The sequence below is a fragment of the Kitasatospora sp. CB02891 genome (assembly GCF_002803145.1).
GTDB classification, from domain to species: Bacteria; Actinomycetota; Actinomycetes; order Streptomycetales; family Streptomycetaceae; genus Kitasatospora; species Kitasatospora griseola.
This window is the reverse complement of sequence record NZ_NNBO01000015.1, coordinates 140,075-156,714: the sequence shown is the minus strand read 5'-3', so window position 1 is coordinate 156,714 and position 16,640 is coordinate 140,075. Positions and strand designations below refer to the sequence as shown.

Annotated in this window: 16 protein-coding genes and 4 tRNA genes; 9 read left to right on the top strand and 11 right to left on the bottom strand. The window is 71.5% G+C overall.

Going from position 1 to position 16,640, the window contains the following annotated elements:
- Positions 1 to 44 precede the first annotated feature (44 nt).
- Both CG736_RS28635 and bldC read left to right on the top strand, forming a co-directional pair.
- Entirely contained in the window at positions 45 to 947 is a 903-nt protein-coding gene (locus CG736_RS28635) for a hypothetical protein (RefSeq protein WP_232734243.1), read from the top strand.
- Between the two features lie 497 nt (positions 948 to 1,444).
- On the top strand, positions 1,445 to 1,651 hold the full coding sequence (bldC, locus tag CG736_RS28630; protein ID WP_030459248.1) for a developmental transcriptional regulator BldC: 207 nt from the start codon (positions 1,445 to 1,447) through the stop codon (positions 1,649 to 1,651).
- Positions 1,652 to 1,991: 340 nt separating this feature from the next.
- Here the strand turns inward: bldC and CG736_RS28625 are convergent.
- Both CG736_RS28625 and hrpA read right to left on the bottom strand, forming a co-directional pair.
- Positions 1,992 to 2,065, bottom strand: a tRNA-Asp gene (locus CG736_RS28625).
- 94 nt (positions 2,066 to 2,159) lie between these two features.
- Entirely contained in the window at positions 2,160 to 6,128 is a 3,969-nt protein-coding gene (hrpA, locus tag CG736_RS28620) for an ATP-dependent RNA helicase HrpA (RefSeq protein ID WP_100589043.1), read from the bottom strand.
- A 200-nt stretch (positions 6,129 to 6,328) separates the two neighbouring features.
- Between hrpA and CG736_RS28615 the strand changes: the two genes are divergently transcribed.
- The 5 genes from CG736_RS28615 (at position 6,329) to CG736_RS28590 (ending at position 10,256) form a co-directional block, all read left to right on the top strand.
- Positions 6,329 to 6,694: a WXG100 family type VII secretion target gene (locus tag CG736_RS28615; RefSeq protein ID WP_100589042.1), complete on the top strand. Its 366-nt coding sequence runs from the start codon at positions 6,329 to 6,331 to the stop codon at positions 6,692 to 6,694.
- Between the two features lie 67 nt (positions 6,695 to 6,761).
- Positions 6,762 to 7,934: a hypothetical protein gene (locus CG736_RS28610; RefSeq protein WP_157815780.1), complete on the top strand. Its 1,173-nt coding sequence runs from the start codon at positions 6,762 to 6,764 to the stop codon at positions 7,932 to 7,934.
- A 137-nt stretch (positions 7,935 to 8,071) separates the two neighbouring features.
- Positions 8,072 to 9,271 (top strand): hypothetical protein, encoded by a 1,200-nt coding sequence (locus tag CG736_RS36615; protein ID WP_157815779.1) that lies wholly within the window; start codon positions 8,072 to 8,074, stop codon positions 9,269 to 9,271.
- A 134-nt stretch (positions 9,272 to 9,405) separates the two neighbouring features.
- The gene (locus tag CG736_RS28595) at positions 9,406 to 9,774 is read left to right on the top strand and encodes a VOC family protein (RefSeq protein ID WP_100589039.1); all 369 of its coding nucleotides are present in this window, start codon (positions 9,406 to 9,408) and stop codon (positions 9,772 to 9,774) included.
- Positions 9,775 to 9,818: 44 nt separating this feature from the next.
- Positions 9,819 to 10,256, top strand: coding sequence for a PGPGW domain-containing protein (locus CG736_RS28590; RefSeq protein WP_100589038.1), 438 nt, complete (start codon positions 9,819 to 9,821; stop codon positions 10,254 to 10,256).
- Between the two features lie 13 nt (positions 10,257 to 10,269).
- Here the strand turns inward: CG736_RS28590 and CG736_RS28585 are convergent, their stop codons facing one another.
- From CG736_RS28585 to CG736_RS28575, 4 genes are read right to left on the bottom strand one after another with little or no spacing between them, the layout of a single operon-like run.
- A complete protein-coding gene (locus tag CG736_RS28585; protein WP_157815778.1) occupies positions 10,270 to 10,959 on the bottom strand; it encodes an oxygenase MpaB family protein in 690 nt (229 codons plus the stop codon).
- Positions 10,956 to 12,188 carry an MAB_1171c family putative transporter gene (locus tag CG736_RS36610; RefSeq protein ID WP_157815777.1) on the bottom strand — a complete coding sequence of 411 codons (1,233 nt, stop codon included), beginning with the start codon at positions 12,186 to 12,188 and terminating at the stop codon, positions 10,956 to 10,958. Before CG736_RS36610 ends, CG736_RS28585 begins: the two co-directional genes overlap by 4 nt.
- Entirely contained in the window at positions 12,181 to 12,699 is a 519-nt protein-coding gene (locus CG736_RS28580) for a hypothetical protein (RefSeq protein ID WP_157815776.1), read from the bottom strand. The genes CG736_RS36610 and CG736_RS28580 overlap by 8 nt, the downstream gene beginning before the upstream one ends.
- Before the next feature lie 53 nt (positions 12,700 to 12,752).
- Entirely contained in the window at positions 12,753 to 13,190 is a 438-nt protein-coding gene (locus CG736_RS28575) for a helix-turn-helix domain-containing protein (protein WP_157815775.1), read from the bottom strand.
- Positions 13,191 to 13,599: 409 nt separating this feature from the next.
- On the opposite strand from CG736_RS28575, the gene CG736_RS28570 reads away from it, so the two are divergent.
- A complete protein-coding gene (locus CG736_RS28570) occupies positions 13,600 to 14,628 on the top strand; it encodes a glycosyltransferase family 2 protein (protein WP_100589035.1) in 1,029 nt (342 codons plus the stop codon).
- Between the two features lies 1 nt (position 14,629).
- On the opposite strand, the gene CG736_RS28565 is transcribed toward CG736_RS28570, so the two are convergent.
- Positions 14,630 to 14,884 carry a hypothetical protein gene (locus tag CG736_RS28565; RefSeq protein WP_043915482.1) on the bottom strand — a complete coding sequence of 85 codons (255 nt, stop codon included), beginning with the start codon at positions 14,882 to 14,884 and terminating at the stop codon, positions 14,630 to 14,632.
- 111 nt (positions 14,885 to 14,995) lie between these two features.
- On the opposite strand from CG736_RS28565, the gene CG736_RS28560 reads away from it, so the two are divergent.
- Positions 14,996 to 15,583: a TetR/AcrR family transcriptional regulator gene (locus tag CG736_RS28560; protein ID WP_100589034.1), complete on the top strand. Its 588-nt coding sequence runs from the start codon at positions 14,996 to 14,998 to the stop codon at positions 15,581 to 15,583.
- Positions 15,584 to 15,865: 282 nt separating this feature from the next.
- Here the strand turns inward: CG736_RS28560 and CG736_RS28555 are convergent.
- The 4 genes from CG736_RS28555 to CG736_RS28540 all read right to left on the bottom strand — a co-directional run bounded on the left by CG736_RS28555 (position 15,866) and on the right by CG736_RS28540 (position 16,605).
- Positions 15,866 to 15,939 (bottom strand) — tRNA-Phe (locus tag CG736_RS28555).
- Between the two features lie 27 nt (positions 15,940 to 15,966).
- Positions 15,967 to 16,040, bottom strand: a tRNA-Asp gene (locus CG736_RS28550).
- Between the two features lie 42 nt (positions 16,041 to 16,082).
- Positions 16,083 to 16,155, bottom strand: a tRNA-Glu gene (locus tag CG736_RS28545).
- 108 nt (positions 16,156 to 16,263) lie between these two features.
- Positions 16,264 to 16,605, bottom strand: coding sequence for a metallopeptidase family protein (locus tag CG736_RS28540; protein ID WP_100589033.1), 342 nt, complete (start codon positions 16,603 to 16,605; stop codon positions 16,264 to 16,266).
- Positions 16,606 to 16,640: the final 35 nt, after the last annotated feature.

Genomic DNA, 16,640 nt, shown 5'->3' with positions numbered 1-16,640 from the left:
CGACACCCTGACGCGTCCCTGAGGCGCATGCGAACATGCGGAGCGTGACCGCCCCGCGTACCTCCGTGCTCCCGCCGTACACCGCGCAGCTGCGGGTCTACGAGCCGCTGGCCGCCTACCCGGAACCGGACCGGGGCCGCTGGCAGGCCTACGCCGCCGCACACGGCCCCGACGCCGACGGGCCGGGCCGTCCGGTGACCGGCGCCGCCCTCGCCGAACAGCGCGCCGCCCTGGCCGCCCTGGCCGCCCTGACGCCCCGTCCGCTGCCTGACCAGGAGGACGGGCACGCCTACGTGCGGGTCACGGACGGCGTCACCTACATCTGCCCGTGGACGACCCGGCTGCGCGGCTGGCTGGCCCTGCAGGAGCTGCGCCGGACGCTGCCCGCCCACCTGGTGGACACCGTGCTGCCGCCGGCCCTGCGCACGGCCGCGGAGACCGCCCGGACGCAGTGGCAGCAGGACCACCCCGACGCCCGGCCGTGGATCCGCTCCAGCCGCTGGGAGGTGCCGCTGCAGTGGTTCCTGGCGTTCGGCGAGGAGGACCGCCACCACCTGCCGGCCGGCGAGTACGGCTCCGCCGGGGACGGCGAACGGCCGGAGCCCGCCGCGCTGTTCTACCTGACGCCGATGGTGCAGGCCCGCCGCCGGGTGGCCCGGGCCTACCGGGCGCTGCGCGAGCGGGCGGCGGGCGCGGCCCTCGCCGACGGCGCGGAGGAGGTCGGGCGCTGGCTGGAGGAGTTCCACCCGCGCTCGCTGGTGGAACTCGACTACGGCGGCCTGGTGCAGCTGCTCGGCCCGCGCGCGGTGGCCGAGGAGCGCTCGGTGGGCGAACTCGCGGACGGTCTGGCGGCCTTGCGGTCCGGCGACCCGACCGGGGCGCTGCGCCGCTACGAGGCCCTGTCGGCGCGCTGGCGGCGGGTGCTGGCGCTGCGGCACTCCTCCTGAGCGTGATCGGCCCTGGGGCGGGGGATGCTCACGGGGGCTGAGAGGGTGTCAGAAAATGCCCCCTGGTCGAATGCAGGTGCGACAGGAGAGGATGGTCCATACCATTGGGAGGGTTTTTGGGACCATGGTCCCAGATCGGGTCAATAGCCGAGAAACGTGACACTGCTCACCGTTGACGCCAACTCAGACCTATGTGTCAAAATGGGACAACCAACCCAAGCTCACTCAGGCGTGCCGCACCGTGACCGGACGTCACCGCTGTGTGACTGTCCGCTATGGGGTGGTCCATGGCCATCCGTCGCCCTTGAACCCGTGAGGGGTCAATTTTGGCGGTTTGGCCGATAGGGCTGGACGGATGGTGTAGTTGTAGACACCAGGACAAGCCGTTCGTCCTATAACCGACTCGGCCCGTCCGTGCCATTTCGGGCATCGCGGGTCAAGGTGCAGAATTTGAAGGATAGAACCGCCCTGGTTCGGTTCTCCCGAGGAGGCCGCTCATGACCGCTCGTACCCCTGACGCCGAGCCCCTGCTGACGCCGGCAGAGGTCGCCACCATGTTCCGCGTGGACCCGAAGACGGTGACCCGCTGGGCCAAGGCCGGCAAGCTCACGTCGATTCGGACTCTCGGCGGCCACCGCCGCTACCGCGAGGCGGAGGTGCGTGCCCTGCTGGCCGGTATTCCGGCCCAGCGCACCGAGGTCTGATCCCCCAGTTCTTCCCCGGGCCCATCGTCCGACTCCGCCGGGTCGGGAATGCGCTCGTAGGTCCGAAGGGCCGCCTCTCCGACTCCGCCGGGTCGGGGGTGCGGCCCTTCGGCATGTCCGGGGCCGGAATGCGGGATTCCCGTGGGGTGAATGGGGGAGGGGGGAATTACCGGGAATGACAGTACAATTTTACATATTAAATCAGGGGGCTTTGCGGAGATGCTCCGGAAGTCGTCTTCTGAAGGGGCGTCAGTGACGGTGCTCACAGCGGTGTCGCCTTGCCTGCGCCGGGGAAATGCGATAGGGCCCGGAACTCGAAGTTCCGGGCCCTGCGCTCCTGCGATCCCGACGGGACTTGAACCCGCGACCTCCACCTTGACAGGGTGGCGAGCTAACCAACTGCTCCACGGGACCAGTGATCTGATCCTTGCCCGCTTGCTCTCGCTTGCGAACAAGACAGATCGTACTGCATCACGACCCCCCAGGTCGAACCGGCTCCCGGCCGGCCTCAGAGGGTCGTCGCCGCAGCCTCCATCGCCTTCAGGATGCGCTTCTCCGACACCGGCGTCGGCGTGCCGAGGCCCTGGGCGAAGAAGCTCACCCGCAGCTCCTCGATCATCCAGCGGACCGCCTTGATCTCCGCCGACGGCTCCCGGCCGGCCGGCACCTTCGCCAGCAGCTCGCCGTACGCCTGCTGCACCGCCTGCACCTTCACCAGGTTCTGCAGATCGCGCTGCGGATGGTCGGGCAGCGCCTCCAGGCGGCGGTCCACCGCGATCAGATAGCGCTTCAGGTCGCCCAGGCGCTGCCAGCCGGTGTCGGCGACGAAGCCCGGGTGCACCAGCGACGCCAGGTGCAGCCGGACGTCGTTCACCGCGGACAGCAGCACCGGGCTGGAGACCGTCTTCAGCCGGTTCGAGGCCCGGTGGAAGGCGATCAGCGCCGCCGCCGTCTTCAGCGTGGTGTCCGCCGACAGCTCGTACAGGTCCGCCCGGACCTTGTCGTAGAGCGCCGTGAACGCCTCCAGGTCCCACACGACGCCGCCCGACCGGGCCATCAGCCGGTCGGTGGCGGCCGCCACGATGTCCTCGAACAGCGCCGGGATCGAGCCGTGCGGGTTGTACGACAGCGCCAGCTTCGCCTGGTTGCCCAGCCGGCCCTGGATCGACTTGGCGGGCGAGTTGATCTGCAGCATCAGCAGTCGGCGGGTGCCCGCCCACATCGCGCGCTGCTGGGCCTCGGGGGTGTCGAACAGCTTGATGCCGACGCTCGCGCCCTCGTCCACCAGCGCCGGGTAGGCGCGCAGCGAATGGCCGCGGGTGCGCTGCTCGAAGGTGCGCTGCAGGACCGGCAGGTCGGCGGGCCAGGCGGTCAGGCCGGTGCGTTCGATGCCGCGGCCGGACGCGGCGCTGGACAGCGTCGCGGACAGCTTCGGCCGCAGGCCCTGGCGGAGCTCCTCCAGGTCCTTGGACTCGGCGAGCCTGCGCTTGCCGTCCACCACCCGGAAGGTCACCTTCAGGTGGTCGGGGATCCGCTCCTCGTCCCAGGCCTCCGGCGGGATCGGCAGGCCCGACATCCGGTGCAGCACCCGTTCCAGGGTCGGCAGCAGCGGCTCCTGGCGGTCCGTCAGCTCGCGCATCGCGGCCCGGGCGTAGTCCGGGGCGGGCACGAAGTTGCGGCGGATCGCCTTCGGCAGCGAGCGGATCCACGCCGTGACGAGCTCCTCGCGCAGGCCGGGGATCTGCCAGTCGAAGCCGTCCGCGACCACCTGGTTGAGCACCGCGAGCGGGATGTGCACCGTCACGCCGTCCGCGTCGCTGCCGGGCTCGAACTGGTAGGTCAGCGGGAAGCGCAGCTTGCCCTGGTGCCAGACGTCCGGGTAGTCGGCCTCGGTGACGCCGTCCGCGGAGTCGTTGATCAGCATCGACTTCTCGAAGTTGAGCAGGTCGGGCTGGTCGCGGCGGGTCTTCTTCCACCAGGCGTCGAAGTGCCGGGCGGAGACGACGTCCTCGGGCAGGCGGGCGTCGTAGAAGTCGAACAGGGTCTGGTCGTCCACCAGGATGTCCCGGCGGCGGGCGCGGTTCTCCAGCTCCTCGACCTCGTCGAGCAGCTTGCGGTTGTCCGCGAAGAACCGGTGGTGGGTCTCCCAGTCGCCCTCCACCAGGGCGGAGCGGATGAACAGTTCGCGGCACAGCTCGGGCTCGACGCGGCCGTAGTTGACCTTGCGCTGGGCGACGATCGGCATGCCGTACAGGGTGACCTTCTCGTAGGCCAGCACCGCGCCGGCCTTCTTCTCCCAGTGCGGCTCGCTGTAGCTGCGCTTGATCAGGTGCGGGGCGAGCGGCTCCACCCACTCCGGCTCGATCTTCGCGTTGATCCGGGCCCACAGCCGGGAGGTCTCCACCAGCTCGGCGGACATCACCCAGCGCGGCGGCTTCTTGAACAGCCCCGACCCCGGGAAGACCGCGAACCGGGCGCCCCGGGCGCCCGCGTACTCGCGCTTCTCCACGTCGAACAGGCCGAGGTGGGAGAGCAGGCCGGAGAGCAGCGCCTGGTGGATCCGGTCGCCGTCCGGCTCGGCGTCGTCGTGCGGCTCGTCAATGGTCACGCCGAGCTGCTTGGCGATGGTGCGCAGCTGGACGTAGACGTCCTGCCACTCCCGTATCCGCAGGTAGTTGAGGAACTCGGACTTGCACATCCGGCGGAACGCGGAGGAGGACAGCTCCTTCTGCTGCTCCCTGACGTAGCGCCACATCGCCAGGTAGGCCAGGAAGTCGGAGGTCTCCGAGTGGAAGCGGCGGTGCCGCTCGTCGGCGGCCTGGCGCTTCTCGGCGGGGCGCTCGCGCGGGTCCTGGATGGACAGCGCGGAGGCGATCACCATCACGTCGCGGACGCAGCCCAGGCGGTCGGCCTCCAGCACCATGCGGGCCATCCGCGGGTCGACCGGGAGCTGGGCGAGCTTGCGGCCCAGCGGGGTCAGGCGCTTGCGGTGGTCCTTCTCGGCCGGGTCGAGGGCGCCCAGCTCGTGCAGCAGGTTGATGCCGTCCTTGATGTTGCGGGAGTCCGGCGGGTCGAGGAACGGGAAGGCGGCGATGTCGCCGAGGTCCGCCGCGGTCATCTGGAGGATGACGGAGGCGAGGTTGGTGCGCAGGATCTCCGCGTCGGTGAACTCGGGGCGGGAGAGGAAGTCCTCCTCCGAGTACAGGCGGATGCAGATGCCGTCCGAGGTGCGGCCGCAGCGGCCCTTGCGCTGGTTGGCGCTGGCCTGGCTGACCGCCTCGATCGGCAGGCGCTGGACCTTGGTGCGGTGGCTGTAGCGGGAGATCCGGGCGGTGCCCGGGTCGATCACGTACTTGATGCCGGGGACGGTCAGCGAGGTCTCGGCGACGTTGGTGGCGAGCACCACGCGGCGCTGCGAGGAGCGCTGGAAGACCCGGTGCTGCTCGGCGGAGGAGAGCCGGGCGTACAGCGGCAGGATCTCGGTGGACTTCAGCTTCAGCTTGGTCAGCGCGTCCGCGGTGTCGCGGATCTCGCGCTCGCCGGAGAGGAACACCAGGATGTCGCCCGGGCCCTCGGCCTGGAGCTCCTCGACGGCGTCGCAGATGCCCTGGATCTGGTCGCGGTCGCGGTCCGGCTCTTCCTCGGCTTCGTCGGACAGGTCCTCGGCGAGCGGTCGGTAGCGGACCTCGACCGGATAGGTGCGGCCGGAGACCTCGATGATCGGGGCGTCGTCGAAGTGCTCGGCGAAGCGCTCCGGGTCGATGGTGGCCGAGGTGATGATCACCTTGAGGTCGGGGCGGCGGGGGAGCAGCTGTTTGAGGTAGCCGAGCAGGAAGTCGATGTTCAGGCTGCGCTCGTGCGCCTCGTCGATGATCAGGGTGTCGTACTGGTGCAGGTCCCGGTCGGTCTGGATCTCGGCCAGCAGGATGCCGTCCGTCATCAGCTTCACCAGGGTGTTCTGGCCGGCCTGGTCGGTGAACCGGACCTTCCAGCCGACGGCCTCGCCGAGCGGGGTGTTCAGCTCCTCGGCGACGCGCTCGGCGACCGTGCGGGCGGCGATCCGGCGGGGCTGGGTGTGGCCGATCAGGCCCTGCACGCCGCGGCCCAGCTCCAGGCAGATCTTCGGGATCTGGGTGGTCTTTCCGGAGCCGGTCTCGCCCGCCACGATCACCACCTGGTGGTCGCGGACGGCGGCCAGGATCTCGTCCTTCTTCTGCGCGACCGGCAGTTCCTGCGGGTAGCGGATCTCGGGAACCGCCGACCGACGGTCGGTCACCCGCAGTTCGGAGCGGTCGAAGTCGGCGGCCAGCTCGGCCAGGATCTTCTGCCGGGCCTCGGCCGAACGGACCTTGCGGGTGCCCTCCAGGCGGCGGCCGAGGCGCTGCACGTCGCGCAGCATCAGACCGGGCAGCCGGGCGGCCAGCTCCGCGAGCGTGGGGGCGGGCTGCGGGGCTACGGGAGAACTCACTACGGGCATCCCTCTAGGTTGCAAAAAGTCGGGGCCGGGGCGCACCTCGGTTTTTCGAGCGCTTCCAGTGTCACAGGCGCGGGCGGCGGACCGCGAACACCCGCCCGGCGGCCGATCGCGGGCTTTGGCAGGGGCCCACCCGTTTCGCTCGTTGGCGGTACTGACTAGCCTGGGGGGAACGCTTTTCACGGGGAACAGGGGGAGTTCTGATGGGCCTTTTCGGTGACATCGGGGACGCGATCAGCGACGTCGGGCACTTCGTCGGCGACGTGGCGAAGGTCGGCAAGGACCTCGTCATGGCGCCCGCCGAGATAGCGCACTGGGCGCTGGGGAAGATGTTCGGCGACGCCGACGCCGAGCTCAACAAGATCGCGCAGGAGCTGGCCGAGATGGCCAAGCAGGTCGAGCAGCTCGGCGGGGACGTCAACTCGCTGCTGTCGGGCATGTCCTGGCACGGCAAGGCGGCGGAGGCGTTCACCACGCACGCCCAGGGCCGGGTGCGGGAGCTGAACGGGGTCGCGGACGAGCTCAACCAGCTCGGCGACTCGGTGAAGCGCCTCGCCAGCGTGCTGTGAACCGGGGCCGGGCGGTGGAGGTCGTCCCGGGCCGGGCCGCGGGCGGAGAACGAGGGAGCGTCCTTCGATGACGGGGAGCATGTTCGGCTTCCGGCCGGAGGAGCTGCTGAAGATCCAGCGCGACTTCGAGCGGCTCAACGAACGCATGGCGGCCATGACCAAGCAGGTCGGGCACATCAGGGAGACGGTCGCCAAGGCGGCGGCCACCGATGTGTTCTCCGGCGGGATCCTGGGGATCGTGGGCGCCGGCGTGGTGCTGGCGGAGGTGAAGCGGGACGTCGACGACATCAGCAACAAGGCCGATGCGTTGATGAGGACCAAGGAGAAGCTCACCCAGGAGCTGGCCCAGGACGCGGCGAAGATCAAGCAGCTCATCGCCAAGTACGCGGCGATCGAGAAGCAGATCGCCGGGGAGATGAACAAGCCCAAGGGCGAGGGCAAGCCGCAGCCGAAGTCGCCGAGCACCGGTATCGACAGTGTGGGCAACGGCGGCGGCTCGGGCAGCGGCGGCGGCGGTGGCGGAGGCCACGAGCAGCCGAAGTCGCCGAGCACCGGCACCGACAGCACCGGCCACGGTGGCGGTGGTGGCGGCGGGGGCGGGGGCGGCGGCCACTCGTCGCAGCCGAAGTCGCCCGGCACCCACAACGACGGCGGTGGCGGCGGGACCGGCACGCCGTCCGGCGGGCCGGGTGGGAAGCACGACGGGCCGAAGCTCAAGGACCGCTCGACCGGTGACTGGAGCACCAAGATCATCAACGGCAGCGGCTGGGACTCCTGGTCCGGCCGCAAGCACCGGAAGAACGGCGAAGGCCTCGGCGTGAAGGCCAGGCCCAACCTGGAGGGGCTGTCGCCGGAGCGCCGGGCCATGGTGGAGCGCGCGCTGGAGCGTGCCGAGCACAAGCTCGGCTACAGCCAGGGCGCCGTCACCAACGGCTACCGGGTGGACTGTTCGGGCCTGGTGTCCTGCGCCTGGGGCCTGTCCGGCCCGGGCCTGAACACCATCGGCCTGATGCAGAGCAGCGTGTCGCACCACATCGGCAAGAACGACCTGCAGCCCGGCGACGCGATGATCTCCAACGACCACACGGTGCTGTTCGGAGGCTGGGTGGACGCCGCGCACACCCGCTACATCGGCATCGAGGACAGCGGCGACGCGGGCATGGTCTCCCGGGAGATCCCCTACCCGTACTTCCACGGCGGTTCCGCGTACCAGCCGTACCGCCGCAACGGCGTCGACTGACGCACGCTCACGGGGCCGGGCCCGGCCGGGGGTTGACCGCCCCCGGCCGGGCCCGGCCCCTTTCCCGTGACCGGCTTGAAATAATCTTGGAACGACCGGCCAGGGGGGCCGTGGCACGACGAGGGGGGACGAGTGCGATGACGGGGACTCAGTTCGGATTCCGGCCGGAAGAACTGCTGAAGATCATGCGGGACTTCGAGCAGTTGAACCAGCGCATGGCGGCCATGACCAAGCAGGTCGGGCACATCAAGGCGACGGTGGCCAAGGCGGCGGCCACCGACGTGTTCTCCGGCGCCATCCTGGGCGTCGTCGGGGCCGGCGCGGTGCTCGCCGAGGTGAAGCGGGACGTCGACGACATCAGCCACAAGGCCGACGCGCTGCTGAAGACCAAGGAGAAGCTCACCCAGGAGCTCGGCCAGGACGCCGCGAAGATCAAGAAGATGATCGAGCGGTACCACGCCGTCGAGCAGGGCGTCGCCGACATCGTCGGCAAGCCGGGCGGCGAGGGCAAGCCGCAGCCCAAGTCGCCGAGCACCGGCATCGCCGGCGTCGGCAACGGCGGCGGAGGCAGCACCGGCGGTGGTGGCGGAGGCCACGAGCAGCCGAAGTCGCCGAGCACTGGCGGCGACAGCACCGGCGGCCACGGCGGCGGTGGCGGCGGTACGGGCGGTGGCGGCCACGCGCCGCAGCCCAAGTCGCCGAACAGCGGCGGCGGCGACACCAGCGGCAGCGACGGCTCCGGGATCTCCACCCGCCCGGGCGGCCTGCACGACGGCCCGAAGATCAAGGACCGGTCCAGCGGCGACTGGAAGACCACGATGATCAACGGCAAGGGCTGGGACGACTGGTCGCCCACCCACAAGTGGCACCCGCGCAACGGCCAGGGCGGCGGCGTGGTGGACCAGCCGCACCTGGACGGGGTCTCCGACGAGCGCAAGGCGATGGTCGAGCGGGCGATGGAGCGGGTCGAGCGCAAGCTCGGCTACAGCCAGGGCGCCGTCACCAACGGCTACCGGGTCGACTGCTCCGGCTTCGTCTCGGCGGCCTGGGGCCTGTCCACCGCGGGCGGCGGCACCTCGACCGGTCCGCTGATCAGCGAGAGCGCGGGCATCGCGCACCACATCGACAAGAGCGACCTGATGCCCGGCGACGCGCTGGTGATCCACCACGAGAGCGGGGACAAGAACCAGCACGTGGTGCTGTTCGGCGGCTGGGCGGACGCCGCGCACACCAAGGCGATCATCCTGGAGGACTCCGGCAGCAACGGCTGCATCTCGCACGAGGTGGCGATGTCGAAGCTGTCCGGCTACACCGCGATCCGCAAGAACGGGATGTGAGCCCCCCCGGCGCTCCCCGGGCCCGCTGCGCCGGGGAGCGCCGCAGGTCGGCGGCTCTTGACTTGAAGCGCGGTTGAGGTTTTACGGTCGAGGTGCGTGAGACCACCCCGCTCCGGAACGAGAGGCCGTGCCCCATGCCCGTCGAGCTCAACCACACCATCGTCGCCGCCCGGGACCGCCGGGCCACCGCCGACTTCCTGACCGGCCTGCTCGGCCTGCCCGAGGCCGAAGTCCACGAGCCGTTCCTCGCCGTCCAGTTGGGCAACCGCGTCACGCTCGACGTGATGACCGCGAACGGCCCGATCACCCCGCAGCACTACGCCTTCCTGGTCTCCGAGGACGAGTTCGACGCGATCTTCGGCCGGATCGAGGCCCGGGGGCTGACCTACTGGGCCGACCCGCTCTCCCGGGAGCCGGGCCGGATCAACCACTGGAACGGCGGCCGCGGCGTGTACGTGAAGGACCCCGACGGACACAGCATCGAGGCGCTGACCAGGCCCTGAGCACCGCCCGGCCGGTTCCTCGGCCATCCGGTTACGGTTGAGTGATGAACGCACAGCAGCGGCCGGCATACGAAGCGGACCCGAGCAACGTCCACCCGGTGGCCAGGGTGGCGCTCGGGGCCGCCGGAGTCGTCCTGGTCACCGTCGGCCTGGTGCTGCTGGTGCTGCCCGGGCCCGGCATGCTGCTCCTGCTGGCCGGGCTGGTGCTGCTGGCCCGGGCCGTCCCGGCGTTCTCCCGCTACGTCGAGCCGGTCCGGCTCAAGGCCATGGAGGGCGTCGAGGCGAGCGTCGCCTCCCGCTGGCGGATCGCCGGCTCCGTCCTGGCCGGCCTCGGACTGATCGGCGCGGGCGTCGTCGCGATCCTGGTTCCCAGCCTGCCGCTCGCGGGCTGGCCGACCGGCCTGAGCCTGATCCTGTCCGGCCTGATCCTGCTCGGCCTGCTGATCTGGAGCCACCGCCGGGTGCACGGCGCCAGGGGCTGAGGGCAGGGCCCGGTCAGCGGGACAGCCTGAAGACGGCGGCGGCCGCCGCCCGGAGGGGCCAGGCGGGGCGGGGGACGTCGAAGGCGGCCCGCAGGGGGGCGTCCAGGAGGGCGGTGGCGAAGGCCGGGGCGTGGCGCGCCAGGGGGCCGGGGAGGCGGGCGGCGAACAGGCCGGAGACGGCCTGCCAGAGCGCCTGGCCGGCCGGGCTCGGGGCGAAGCGGGCGGTCTCGAACTCGCGCATCCAGGCGGCGATCCCGGCCAGGTCGGGGCCGGGCAGGGCGGGCAGCCCCAGGGCGGCCGCCAGTTCGGCCTGGAAGGCGTACGCGGCCTCCCGCTCGGCGGGCGTCACGCCGCCGTTGCGGGCGGTGAACCCGACCGGGCAGACCGTGAAGCAGGCCAGCACGTAGCGCATCAACTCGGCGTCCACGCCCGGCAGTCGGTGCATCGCGGCCAGCTCGGCGACGATCGCCCGGCCGGGTTCGCTGTCCACCCCGTGGCCGATCAGCGCGAACATCATCGCGCCGGTGGCCTTCGCCCGGGCCTTCGGCGCGGAGGTCAACCGGCCGGTGCCGGCCAGCACTTCGGCGATCTCCGGGACGGCGAAGGTGCGGACGAAGCCGAGCGTCAGCCCGACCCGGGCGCGCTGCGGGGCCCGGTGCAGCACCAGGGCGGCGAACGCGTCCCGGGGCGGTGCGGCCGTCACGACTGCTCGGCCAACGCCCGCTCCAGCAGCGGGGACTGGAGGAACGAGGAGACCAGCACCAGGTGGGCGCGCTCCTCGGCCGGGTCGGCGTCCAGGCCGGGCAGCACCGGCTGTTCCTCGCGCGGGCGCGGCACCTCCCGGGCGGCCAGCGCGCCGACCGCGGAGCGCAGCGCGGCGGCGACCACCAGCGCGTCCCGCTCGTCGGGGTCGAGCGCCGACCGATCGGCGAACCGCTCGGCGCCGCGGACCGCCGCCGGGTCGATCCACGGGCGGAGCGTCAGCTGGCCGTCGCGGATCTCCAGGCCGCGCCGGGTGGTGCGCCACTCCAGGTCGCGCAGCGCGACGCGTTCGCGCCAGGCGGGCGACGGCGGGCCCTCCAGGGCGAGCCGGCGGTCGGCCCGGTAGACCAGGTCCCACAGCGGGCGCAGTGCACGGAAGTCGCGGCGGCGGCTGGTCCAGGCGGCGCCGGCCGGGCCGGCGAAGCCGAGGGTGATGCCGATCGCGCCGAGGGTGGCGAAGAGCGGGCCGAGCGCGGTGCTCAGCCACTCGGCTCCGTCGATGCCGGCGTACGCGAGGGCGATCGCGGCGATCTTGCACACCACGTAGCCGCAGGCGGTGAGCGCGCCGGCGGCGATGAACCGGATGCCGCGGCGCAGCCAGCCCGCGGGCAGCCGGGCGGCGTGGCCGAGACAGACCCGGCCGATGTCGATCAGCGAATAGGCGTACAGGCCCTGGTAGAGCGCCAGGAACAGGGCGGTGGCGGTGTGCGGGGCGAACGTGGTGTCGAAGGTGAGCGGCGTCTCGGGCCGGTACGGGCCGCCGATCAGGAACAGCGCCACCAGCACCGGCACCATCGCGGCGAACACGGCGGTGCGGCGGCGCACCCGCTGCCGCAGCCGGTCGTCGAGCGGCGCCCACACCTGGTCGCCCGCCCGTTCCTCCGGCGGCGCCCAGACCAGCGCGAGGACCACGGTGGCGGCGGAGAAGCCGACGATGCCCAGGTAGACCAGGAGGGTGGCCAGGTTGCCGACGCCGGTGAGGCGCCCGATCGCCCGGTACAGCAGCGGGGAGGCCAGCAGGAAGGAGGTGGACGGCGAGGCGACCGCCAGGGCCACCACCAGCAGGCCGAAGGACGGCTCGCGCCGCCAGGCCCGCAGCTTCAGCCCGGCCACCGTCCAGGCGATCCCGCCAATGCCCAAGTAGACCAGATTGTAGGGCAGTTCAGACATGCTGTCCCTTGCGGTGCTCCAGCGCGGGGGCGAGCTGCGAGGTGGTGCCGGCGCCCGGGGCGAGCACCAGCAGGCGCATCAGCTCGGCGCCCAGCACCTCCGCCTCCTCCTCGGCGGCGTCGTCGTAGTGCGAGCGGCCGAGCACCAGGCGGAGCATCTCCGGGTCGATGGTGGTCAGTTCGACCAGGTCCGGGTCCTCGTCCGGCAGCGGCGGCACGCTCAGGTGCCCGCACAGCAGGTGCGCCAGCTCGTGGCAGACGATGTGCGAGCGGTGCAGCCCGGAGGTCTCCTGCTCGACGTGGATCACGTCCTCGGCGGGCAGCCGCTCCACGAAGCCGGACGGCTCGCCGACCCGCATCCGGCGCGGGGCGATCCGGATCGGCCGGTCCAGGTGCGCGGAGACCGCGCCGCACAGCTCCTCGACGGTGCTCAGCGGCGGCAGGCGCAGGTCGCGCGCGACCGCCCGCATCCGGCGGCGGGTCCGCCCGAGCCCGCTCCCCACACCTCGCACTTCGACCCCCTTCGGGAGCCGCCAGTGTCCCAGCGGCACCTGCTGACGCTCCGTCACGTCACCGGCCCGGCCTCGTCCGACTGGCCGGTGGGCAGGCCGACGGCCCGCCGCAACTGCTCCACAATAGTGAGTGCGGCGTCCTGCATCTCCGGCGGCAGGCCGGCCGCCCGCATGGCGATCCGCTCCACCCGGGCATCGCGCAGCGCCTCGATCCTGCGCAGGTCGCGTTCGACCGCGCCGGCGGTCTCCGAGTCGGAGAAGTAGTCCAGCGGGACGCCGAAGAACTTGGCGATCCGGACGGCGTTCTCCAGGCTCGGCTTCTGGGTGCCCTTGCGCAGGTTGCCGATGTACGTGCCGCTCAGCCCGGTGCCTTCGGCGATCTCGGAGTCCCGCCAGGGCCGGCCGAGGTCCTTGGGGTAGATCACCGCTATCAGGCGCCGGAAGCGACTGGCGAAGTCCGGTGCTTCGGCGCGGGAGGAGTCCGTGGGCATGTGCCGGATCATAGAGGGTTCGTACCCCCGGGCGTATCCCCTCGACTGCCCTGTTCTGCACGATCGTTGGGGGTTCGGTGCCCAAATCGTGCGGACACGCGGTTCCGGGCGTTCGATCGTCACTCAGGAATCCACGATAGTTGACACAGCGTGGTCCCGGTCGGCAGGATCGGCACCCTGATGCTCGGGCGCCGTTGCCCCACGGGGGTGGGCAGCGGTGCCCGTTCGGCGGGCTGCCGTGCGCCTCCGTGCGCACGGCCCACGAACCGGACGTTCCCGTTCCGCCTCCTGTGCGTCACTTCCCGTTTCCAGCACGGCTGTTCCGCGCCGATACGGTCTCCGCGACCTCGCCCGGCGCCCGTCCGCCAGCACCACTCGGGCGCGCCCCGCCCGAAAGGCCGCGCAGCCGATGGCCCCACGACTCTCCGTCGTCGTCCCGGTGTACAACGTCGAGCGGTACCTCGCCGAATGCCTGGACTCGATCGCCGCCCAGAGCTTCACCGACTTCGAATGCGTCCTGGTGGACGACGGCTCCACCGACTCCAGCGCCGCCGTCGCCGAGCAGTACACCGCCCGCGACCCGCGCTTCCGACTGGTTCGCCAACCCAACCGGGGCCTCGGCGCGGCCCGCAACACCGGCGTGCGCCATCTCGCCGACGGCACCGAGTACGTGGCGTTCGTCGACAGCGACGACACGCTGCCCGCGCACGCCTACCGACTGATGATCAGCACCCTGGACGAGACCGGCTCCGACTTCGCCGCCGGCAACGCACTGCGGCTGCGCAGCACCGGGCTCGAACCCTCGCACGTGCACCGCCGCCCGTTCGCCGAGACCCGGCTGCGCACCCACATCGGCGAACTGCCCGCGCTGGTCACCGACCGCACCGCCTGGAACAAGGTCTACCGGCGCTCCTTCTACGCCTCGGCCGGCCTGGAGTACCCCGAGGGCATGCTGTACGAGGACGCCCCCGTGAGCATCCCGCACCACTTCCTGGCGAAGAGCGTCGACGTGCTGTCCGAACCGGTCTACCACTGGCGGATCCGCGAGGACGGCGACCGCTCCATCACCCAGCGCCGCACCGACCCGCGCGGCCTGGCCGACCGGGTCCGCTCCATCGAACTCGTCCGCGGCTGGCTGCTGGACCGCCCCGAACCCGTGTTCCGGGAACACCTGCGGGCCTACGACCGCAACACCCTGGTCGAGGAGGTCCCGATGTTCTTCTGGACCGTCCCCGACGGCGACCGCGACTACCGGCACGCCTACCACCGGCACGTCACCCGGCTGCTCAGCGCCATCGGACCCGACCTGTTGGCCGAGCTCCCGCCGTTCCTGCGCCTCAAGTACCGCCTCACCGTGGCGGGCCGGCTGCACACCCTGGCCACCGTCCAACGCGCCCACCTGCGGGTCCGCAACACCCGCAAGGCGCTGCGCCGCTGAATCAGCCCCGGCGCCGCCGCAGCAGCGCCACCCGGGCCTTCAGCAGCCCCGGGACGAGCAGGTAGACCACGGTCGGAACCACCAGGACGGTGATGGCCAGCACCCGCAGCGGCACCGGCAGGCCGCCCAGCGAGGGGCCGAGCAGCAGCTGGACGACGGTGATCGCCGGGTAGACGGCGAGCCAGGTGATCAGGGCCCGGATGTGCACCGACGGGGCGGGGTGGGCGGTGGCGGCAGTGGCGGTGGTGTCGGCCATGGCGGTCTCCTCGGTGTGCGGGGGCGAACTGAGACGGTACCCAACCAACTGGTTGGTCGTCAACCATCCGGTTGGTTGGCATGGCGCCCCCTCCCGCCCTACGCTGAGCCCATGACTCAGGACCCGACGTCCACCAAGCAACGGCTGCTCGTCGCCGCCAAGGAAGAGTTCGCCGCACACGGCATCGCGGGCGGCCGCGTGGACCGGATCGCGGAGCTCGCCGGCGTCAACAAGGAGCGCATCTACGGCTGCTTCGGCAGCAAGCAGAAGCTCTTCGACCAGGTCGTCGCCGCGGCGCTGGACGAACTCACCGAAGCCGTCCCCCTGCAGGCCGGCGACGACCCGGCCGAGTACGTGGGACGGGTCTACGACTTCCACCGGGCCAACCCCGTCCTGGTCCGGCTCTTCCTCTGGGAGGGCCTGCACTACCGCGACGCCGCCCTCCCGAACGAGGCCCAGCGCGTCACCCACTACGAGCAGAAGGTCGCCGCACTCGCCGAGACCTTCGGCGCCGAGGCGTCCCCCCAGGTCGCGGCCTGCCTGCTGAGCCTGATCGGCCTCGCCGCCTGGCCCACCGCGGTCCCCCAGATGACCCGCGTCGTCCTCGGCAGCACCCAGCCCGACCTCCGCGCCCACGTCGTCGCGTTCGCCCGCCAGGCCCTGGCCGGCTCGCTCCCGATCCCCGCGGCCGACGCCTGAGGCACGAGAGAGTCCCGTCACCCGCAGAGCCTTCGGGGTGGGTGAGCGCTGCCGCGATGTCGGCGAGGGCGGCGAAATGGTCGGCCCTGCGCTCGTAGCGGCGGCTGAGCCGGCGGAAGCCGCCGAGCCGGGCGACGGCGCGCTCGATTCGGGGACCGGCCCGGGCGCCCGCTCCGCTGCCATGAGCTGCGCCACACCTGCGTGCCGCTGCTGCCGGACCGGGGCGTCCCGCCGCACACGAAGAAGCCCCCGAGCGCGATGCGCTCGGGGGCTTTCCTGCAGTGGCCAGGGCCGGGGTCGAACCGGCGACCTTCCGCTTTTCAGGCGGACGCTCGTACCAACTGAGCTACCTGGCCGTACTACACCGTCTCTTGCGAGACGAGCGATCCCGACGGGACTTGAACCCGCGACCTCCACCTTGACAGGGTGGCGAGCTAACCAACTGCTCCACGGGACCTCATGCGGATTGCTCCGCACAGGACCTTACTACGGTACTGCGTACCCCCAACGGGATTCGAACCCGTGCTACCGCCTTGAAAGGGCGGCGTCCTGGGCCACTAGACGATGAGGGCTTGCGGCCCTTCCGGCCGGTTATCCGGCGTTCGGGGACGTCGAGAAGCATATGGGATGCCGGGCGGGAACGCCAAAACCGTTTCCGGAGGTGGGCGCGGCGGGGGCTTTCAGGACCAGCCGAGCTCGTGGAGTTCGTCGTCGTCGAAGCCGAAGTGGTGGGCGACTTCGTGGATGACGGTGATGCGGACCTCCTCGACGGCCTGCTCGCGGGAGTCGCAGTGCCGGAGGGTCGGGCCCCGGTAGATCAGGATCCGGTCGGGCAGGACTCCGGCGTACCACTCGCCGCGTTCGGTGAGCGGGATGCCCTCGTACAGGCCGAGCAGGTCGGGCGTGGCGGGGTCGGGTTCGTCCTCGACGAAGACCGCCACGTTGTCCATCATCGCGGCCAGCTGCGGCGGGATGCGGTCCAACGCGTCGGACACCAGCGCCTCGAACTCGTCCCTGGTCATTTCCACCCGCCCATTGTCGGAGGTCCGCTGACGGG

Excerpts from the sequence above, each read along its gene's own strand:
- bldC (WP_030459248.1), top strand. The coding sequence starts at position 1,445 with ATGACCGCTCGTACCCCTGACGCCGAGCCCCTGCTGACGCCGGCAGAG.
- hrpA (WP_100589043.1), bottom strand. The coding sequence starts at position 6,128 with ATGCCCGTAGTGAGTTCTCCCGTAGCCCCGCAGCCCGCCCCCACGCTC.
- CG736_RS28615 (WP_100589042.1), top strand. The coding sequence starts at position 6,329 with ATGGGCCTTTTCGGTGACATCGGGGACGCGATCAGCGACGTCGGGCAC.
- CG736_RS28610 (WP_157815780.1), top strand. The coding sequence starts at position 6,762 with ATGACGGGGAGCATGTTCGGCTTCCGGCCGGAGGAGCTGCTGAAGATC.
- CG736_RS36615 (WP_157815779.1), top strand. The coding sequence starts at position 8,072 with ATGACGGGGACTCAGTTCGGATTCCGGCCGGAAGAACTGCTGAAGATC.
- CG736_RS28595 (WP_100589039.1), top strand. The coding sequence starts at position 9,406 with ATGCCCGTCGAGCTCAACCACACCATCGTCGCCGCCCGGGACCGCCGG.
- CG736_RS28590 (WP_100589038.1), top strand. The coding sequence starts at position 9,819 with ATGAACGCACAGCAGCGGCCGGCATACGAAGCGGACCCGAGCAACGTC.
- CG736_RS36610 (WP_157815777.1), bottom strand. The coding sequence starts at position 12,188 with ATGTCTGAACTGCCCTACAATCTGGTCTACTTGGGCATTGGCGGGATC.
- CG736_RS28575 (WP_157815775.1), bottom strand. The coding sequence starts at position 13,190 with ATGCCCACGGACTCCTCCCGCGCCGAAGCACCGGACTTCGCCAGTCGC.
- CG736_RS28570 (WP_100589035.1), top strand. The coding sequence starts at position 13,600 with ATGGCCCCACGACTCTCCGTCGTCGTCCCGGTGTACAACGTCGAGCGG.
- CG736_RS28565 (WP_043915482.1), bottom strand. The coding sequence starts at position 14,884 with ATGGCCGACACCACCGCCACTGCCGCCACCGCCCACCCCGCCCCGTCG.
- CG736_RS28560 (WP_100589034.1), top strand. The coding sequence starts at position 14,996 with ATGACTCAGGACCCGACGTCCACCAAGCAACGGCTGCTCGTCGCCGCC.
- CG736_RS28540 (WP_100589033.1), bottom strand. The coding sequence starts at position 16,605 with ATGACCAGGGACGAGTTCGAGGCGCTGGTGTCCGACGCGTTGGACCGC.